Origin of the sequence: Streptomyces sp. NPDC014801, from assembly GCF_043082085.1 — a bacterium.
GTDB lineage: Bacteria > Actinomycetota > Actinomycetes > Streptomycetales > Streptomycetaceae > Streptomyces.
The window spans coordinates 1-6645 of record NZ_JBIBXG010000032.1 but is presented as its reverse complement, the minus strand read 5'-3'; the positions used below and the strand labels follow the sequence as shown (position 1 = coordinate 6645).

The window sequence follows — 6645 nt, the reverse complement described above, 5'->3', positions numbered from 1 at the left end:
CGAGATACGCGCCGACCTACACCACGGACTCCTCCAACTCGCCTGCGCCATCATCTGCTTGAGACGGCTACGCACCGCATTCTGAAACGATCAGTAAGCCGCTGATGCAGGCCAAGACGGCTGCCGCTGACGACGTGCCGGCTGGGCAGGAGGAGCCGGTGGACGAGGCGGACGCCCCGTCCAAGGGCGACGCCAGCGAGGTCCTTCCGGTCCAAGTGCACGACGGCGCCGTCTCCGTCACGCCGAACCTCGAGCTGCTGCGTGGCCAGGACACGGTCTACCCGGTCTACATCGACCCACCCCTCGGCCTGGGCTACTCCGAGCGCACGGTGCTCTCCTCCGACGGCGACCGGTTCTGGCAGTTCACCGGCGACTACGGCGTCGGCAAATGCGGCACCGCGGACGGCTACTACTGCGGAAACAACTACGTCAACCGCATGTACTACGAGTTCGCGCCGACGAAGCTCGCGGGCAAGAAGATCCTCGACGCCACCTTCCGCGCGTACGAGACATGGTCGTTCAACTGCGACGCGCACTGGGTCGACCTGGTGCGCACCGACAACATCTCCGAGTCGACCAGCTGGCCGGGTCCGACCCAGCGGGACTGGATGGGCGACCGGTACGTCGCCAACGGCCGCGGTGACCTGTGCAGCCCGTCCCAGCCGGATTCCTGGGTGGAGTTCCACGACAATCCGTCCGAGACGGACGAGAACCTCACGCCGACGGTGCAGTCCTTCGCCGACGGCAAGTTCTCTCGCCTGACCCTGATGCTGCGGGCGAAGGATGAGAGCGATCCGCGGGCGTGGAAGCGGTTCAATCAGAACGCCGATCTGCAGATCCAGTACGTGCCCAAGCCTGGCGTGCCCACGCAGGTTGGCGTGATTCCCGGCGATGGAACGCTGGCGTACTGCGAGCCGGAGTCCAGGCCCACGATCGTCACCCGCGCCGACCCCATCGTCCAGGCCGCGGTTCAGACCCAGGTCCAGCCTGCCTCCGGTGAATATCTCGGAGCGCTGCGCGCCTACATGGCAGTGGAGAAGAAGAACACCGACGGCACCTGGTCGTCCTCCTGGTCGGCGACATCACCCTCGACCGGCTACCACGTGGACAACACCCTCGAGAAGGTGCGGATCTCCTCCCGCCAGGACGGGGCGCTGTATCGGATGCGGGCGCTGACCCAGTCCCACTGGACCTACGCCGGCGTGACCTCGAGCATGTCCTCGGCGTATTCGCCATGGTGCTACTTCAAGGTGGACGCCACCGCGCCGAAGGCCCCTCAGATCACCCTGGAACCCGGCAACCCCTACACGTGCATAGCCACAGCCACTTGTGAGGCCACTGGTGGACCGGGCATCACGGGCGAGTTCAAGCTGACGCCGAACAGCGCAGACACGGATATTCAGGGCTACCGCTGGTATCTGCAGGACCCGCGTACGGTGAAGGAGACCGATCCCGCCCAGGTCGTTTCCCAGACGACGATCGACGTCACGCCGGCCATGGGCGGCACGCTTACGCTCGTTGTCCAGGCTCGGGATGTGCGCCAACGGTGGGGTACTCCGGCTGAGTATGCCTTCCAGGTGAAGCTGCCGTCTGGCCCCACCGACGAGTGGCGATTCACAGAGGGCACGGGACCTACCGCCGCCAACTCCATCACTGTCACTCCTCGGCAGCCCGTCAGTCTTTCGCCAGAGGCTGACGCGGTCGCTATGTGGTCTGCCGACCAAGCACGGCGCGGTGAAGGCGACCGTTCCCTGCAGTTGAACGACAACGTGACCGACCCCGCGAAGCGCACCCGCTACGCGAGCACGCCTATGCCGGTGAACACCGCTAACTCCTTCACGGTGTCGGCGTGGGTGATGCTCACCGACGCCGCCTCCACGAAGGCCGTCCTGGCCGCACCGGGTAACTACGGAGTTGCGTTCACCCTGTACTACTCCGCCGGCGACAAGAAGTGGGTGCTCAACCGGACTAACCACGACGGCTCCACCGGCCTGGTCGCCATCCGGTCTGTGGCTGACTACGCCAGCCCCCCGCTCAACGTGTGGACCCACCTGGCCGCCGTCTTCAATACGGGTGAGTGCGCACAGGCTCCTTGCTCTGACGCGGACGACACCCTGCAACTGTTCCTCAACGGACGCCCTCAGGGCGCCCCGGTCAACCTCAAGACCGCCTCGTCCACGTACCAGCCGTGGTCGGCCACCGGTGACATGCAGATCGGCCGAGCCAAGGTCAACGGCAACTACACCCAGTACTTCAGCGGCCGCATCGACGAGATCAAGGTGTGGCAGCGGGCTCTCACCGAGGATGAGCTGCGCAAGGAGAGCGCTGTGGAGACGGACAACGTCGCAGCCACGGAACTCGTGAGCCAGTGGAGGGGTAATCCTGCCGCAGGCACCTCGGTGATCAAGCAGTCGGCGCCCTATCCGGCCGGTGACCTGAAGATCAACAACGCTTCGATGGACGCTGACGGCGTGGTGGCACTGAACGGCACCTCCAGCTACATGAACGCCGTCATCCCGACCACCAACACGAGCACCACCGCACCGGTGACTGACGAATCTGCCTCTTTCACGGTCAACGCGCACGTGAAGTTGGACAGTGCCGTGTTCGCGAACAAGCCGGATGGCTACCGCGCCCAGATTGTGGGTCAGGCGACCCCGGCCGGTGGCCAGTACTCCTGGGCTTTGTGGGCGGAGAAGCTCGGTCCCGGGGCGATCGTGTGGCGCTTTGGCCGCACGGCGGTTGACGGTTCGGGCAAGGTCACGGCCACTGCCATGGTGCAGAGCGAAGACGTCGCGGACCTGGATGTCTGGGTCGATGTCACGGGAGTTTTCGATGCGGCCGAGGAGAATTCGGCAGGCGGATACGGGAACCTGCACCTCTTCCTGAACCCTGCTGAGCAGGTCGCGGAAGGCGCTACCCCTGCGTTCTCCTCCTACAGCCAAGGCAGCGGCGAACTGGCCGTCGGCGCTGGGGCGGCCGGGGGCCAGGTGGGCTCCTACCTGCCCGGAGCGGTCGACGAGGTCAGGCTCTGGGCGGGTGCGATGGCCGCCGACCAGGTCTCGCAGATCTTGCACTCATAAACCCATGACGCCCCTGTGTGGGCGGCGGCACGGTACACGCTGCCGCCCACACATCTGCACGGCCCCGGCCCGGGGCCGATCTGTGACGACGCGCCAGCTGCCTGAGGCATGCCGCAACCCGATGCTGCCGCCGGTGCCTGGTACCGGAAGAACGGAAAAGGATGAATCGATACAGACTGCTGCCGCCGAAGCGCGGCAGCTCAGCCAAAAGGAAAGCCTGGGCACGGCGTGTCGCCGTTGTGACCGGCTTCTTGCTGGTGCCGGAGCTGCTGACGCCGATCACGTCAGCGGGAGCGGCTGTCCCTCTGGAGGCGTTCAAGCCGCCCGCCTACAAGGCGGACAAGGTCTCCCCGATGACCGCGCGGATCAACAAGAAGACCGCAGCGGAAATGAAGAAGGCAGCGGCACAAACCCGCAAGGCCATCGCGCGTGCCGCTGCCGACCAGGCGAAGAAGCCGGTGTGGCCCAGCGCCGGCAAGGCCACAGTGGCCATGCCCGCCTCCGGAGCGGCCTCCGCGACCGCCGGAACCCTCCCCATCACACTCTCCCCGGCTGCCGCGGTGAAGAGCAGCAAGACGGCCGCTCCTGCTTCGAGCTCGGTCAGTGTTGAGGTGTTCGACCGCGCCCAGACGGCAAATTTGGGCATCAAGGACGTTGTCGTGAAGGTGACAGGCCCGGCCACCGGCGGCTCGGCCACCCTGGGCATCGACTACAGCCGCTTCGCCTCCGCCTACGGCGGCGACTGGGCCGGCCGCCTGCAGGCCTCACGCCTGCCCGACTGCGCCCTGACCAATCCCGCGGCATCCAAGTGCCACACGCTGACACGGCTCGACTACGCCAACCACCGTGCCGATCAGCAGCTGACAACGCAGCTCGCCTTCCAACCCGCGACGGCGCGCCAAAGCCGCACGACGGCGGCCACGTCCGGGCAGGCGATGCTGGTGGCGTTTTCTGCCGGCGACGCCTCCGCACGTGGTGACTACAAGGCGACCCCGCTTTCCGCCTCCTCATCGTGGGATGCCGGAGGCTCGTCCGGCACCTTCACGTGGTCCTACCCACTTCGCACGCCGCCCGCGGCGGCAGGCCCGAGCCCGCAGCTGTCGATCTCCTACGACTCCGGCAGTGTCGACGGGCGCACCGCCTCTTCCAACAACCAGGGCACGACGGTCGGCGAGGGCTTCGACCTCACCTCCTCCTTCATCGAACGTCGCTACGGCTCGTGCGATGACGACGGTCAGACCGACAAGTACGACCTGTGCTGGAAGTACGAAAACGCCTCCCTCGTCCTCAACGGTCAGGCGACCGAACTGGTCAAGGACGACACCACGGGCGTGTGGCGGCTGAAGAACGACGACGCCTCTACGGTCACCCACTCCACCGGCGCCGACAACGGCGACGATGGTGACAGCGGCGACAAGGGCGAGTACTGGACCGTCACCACCGGCAACGGCACCAAGTACGTCTTCGGCCTGAACAAGCTCGACGGCGCCGGCGCCACCGACCGCACCAATTCCGTGTGGACCGTCCCCGTCTTCGGCGACGACGCCGGCGAACCCGGTTACAGCGCCGGTGACACCTTCGCCAAGCGTGCCAAGACGCAAGCGTGGCGCTGGAACCTCGACTACGTCGAGGACACCCACGGCAACGCCATGTCGTACTGGTATGCCGCCGAGACCAACAACTACGACCAGCTCGGCGACGACACCACCGGCACCCCCTACATCCGCGGCGGCTACCTCAAGGAGATCCGCTACGGACAGCGCAAGGGCGCCCTGTTCACGTCCACCGCGACGGCTCCCGCCGCATCCGACAAGGTCGTCTTCGGCTACGACGAGCGCTGCATCCGCGAGCTGGGCTCCGCCTGCAACGAGCTCACCGAGACCAGCAAGAACGAATGGCCCGACGTCCCGTTCGACGCGATCTGCAAGGACGGCGACAAGTGCACCGGCAACGTCGGCCCCACCTTCTTCACCCGCAAGCGGTTGACCACCATCTCCACCTACGCCTGGAACGCCGCCGCAGCGACACCCGCGTTCGAGCCGGTCGACGAATGGGCGCTGAAGCAGACCTACCTGGACCCCGGTGACACCGGCGACTCCACTGACCAGTCCCTGTGGCTGCAGGAGATCCGCCACACCGGTAAGCACGGCACACCGGTCGACCTCGACCCGGTCGTGTTCACCCATGAGTTCATGTCCAACCGCGTCGACGGGCCGTCCGACGACATCCTGCCGTTCTACAAGCCCCGCCTGAGGACCATCACCTCCGAAACCGGCGCGCAGACCATCGTCAGCTACATGCCGGAAGACTGCGTCGCCGGCCAGACCATGCCAAAGGTCGACGACAACACCCGCCGCTGCTACCCGGTCTACTGGGCACCCAACGGCGGGAAGACGCCGAAACTGGACTGGTTCCAGAAGTACCCGGTCCAGGCGGTGTCCACCACCGCGCCTCAGGGCGGACAGGAAGCGGTCGAGCACACGTACGTCTACGGTCCTCATGGTGGCGCCTGGCGCTACAACGACGACCCCCTGACCAAGGAAAAGGAGCGCACCTGGTCGACCTGGCGCGGCTATGACCAGGTCACCCACCTCGTCGGCAGGGCAGGAACCACCCAGTCCAAGACCGTCACCTACTACCTGCGCGGCATGAACGGCGACCGCGTCCTGGCCGCCGACGGCACCCTCGACCCCACCGCCCGCAAGTCCGTCGCCGCCACCGGATTCAAGGCACCTGCGCTCACCGACCAGGACGAGTACGCCGGCTTCACCCGCGAAACGGTCACCTACAACGGCACAACGGCCATCGCCAGCACGGTCAACACGCCCTGGTCCAAGCGCACCGCAACCCAGCACAAGTCCTACGCCGACACCGAGGCCTACTACGTGCGCAGCGGTGCCACCACCACCCACACCTACATCACCTCCGGCGTCTCGCCCACCTGGCGCACCCGCACGGTGAACACCACCTACGACGCCACCTACGGCATGCCTGAAACGGTCTCCGACCGCGGCGACGACAGCAAACTCGGCGACGAAACCTGCACACGCACCTGGTACGCCCGAAACGACGCGACCGGCATCAACAACCTGGTCTCCCGCACCAGGGTGGTGGCGAACGCCAAGACCAACCCGGTGGCCGACCCCTGCACGATCACCGACGCGACCCTCGACCTGCCCGCGGACTCAACCCGGCCCGGGCAGATCATCTCCGACACCTCCGTCAGCTACGACACTGCGGCTGAGTGGAGTGCGACGCAGAAGCCGACTTTGGGCGAGGTGCGCTGGACGGGCCGTGCCAAGGGCTATACGAGCGATGATCAGCCCCAGTGGCAAAAGCTAACCACGACTACTTATGACTCGCTCGGTCGCCCGTTGAGCGTCTCGGACACCAACGGTTTGGTCACTGCAACGACGCTCTATGACCCGCCCGCATCGGGTCCTCTGACCTCGGCGGTGGGAAAGAACGCCCTAGGTCGTGTCCGCAAAGTCAGGGCAGCCAGAGCAGTAGGCAGGCGAGGGTGACCATGGCTTCGTAGTGGCGGGCGCGTTTGTCGTAGCGG

The 6645-nt window shown here is 66.2% G+C and carries 1 protein-coding gene and 1 pseudogene; both read left to right on the top strand.

Annotated features, from left to right (window positions below; genetic code table 11):
* Positions 1–104 precede the first annotated feature (104 nt).
* A complete protein-coding gene (locus ACF1AL_RS39360) occupies positions 105–3083 on the top strand; it encodes a LamG-like jellyroll fold domain-containing protein (protein WP_391781335.1) in 2979 nt (992 codons plus the stop codon).
* A 161-nt stretch (positions 3084–3244) separates the two neighbouring features.
* A pseudogene (locus ACF1AL_RS39355) lies at positions 3245–6559 on the top strand (SpvB/TcaC N-terminal domain-containing protein); the annotation flags it as partial.
* Positions 6560–6645 lie beyond the last annotated feature (86 nt).

Bases quoted from the DNA above. Each gene is read 5' to 3' on its own strand.
- ACF1AL_RS39360 (WP_391781335.1), top strand. From the start codon at position 105: ATGCAGGCCAAGACGGCTGCCGCTGACGACGTGCCGGCTGGGCAGGAG.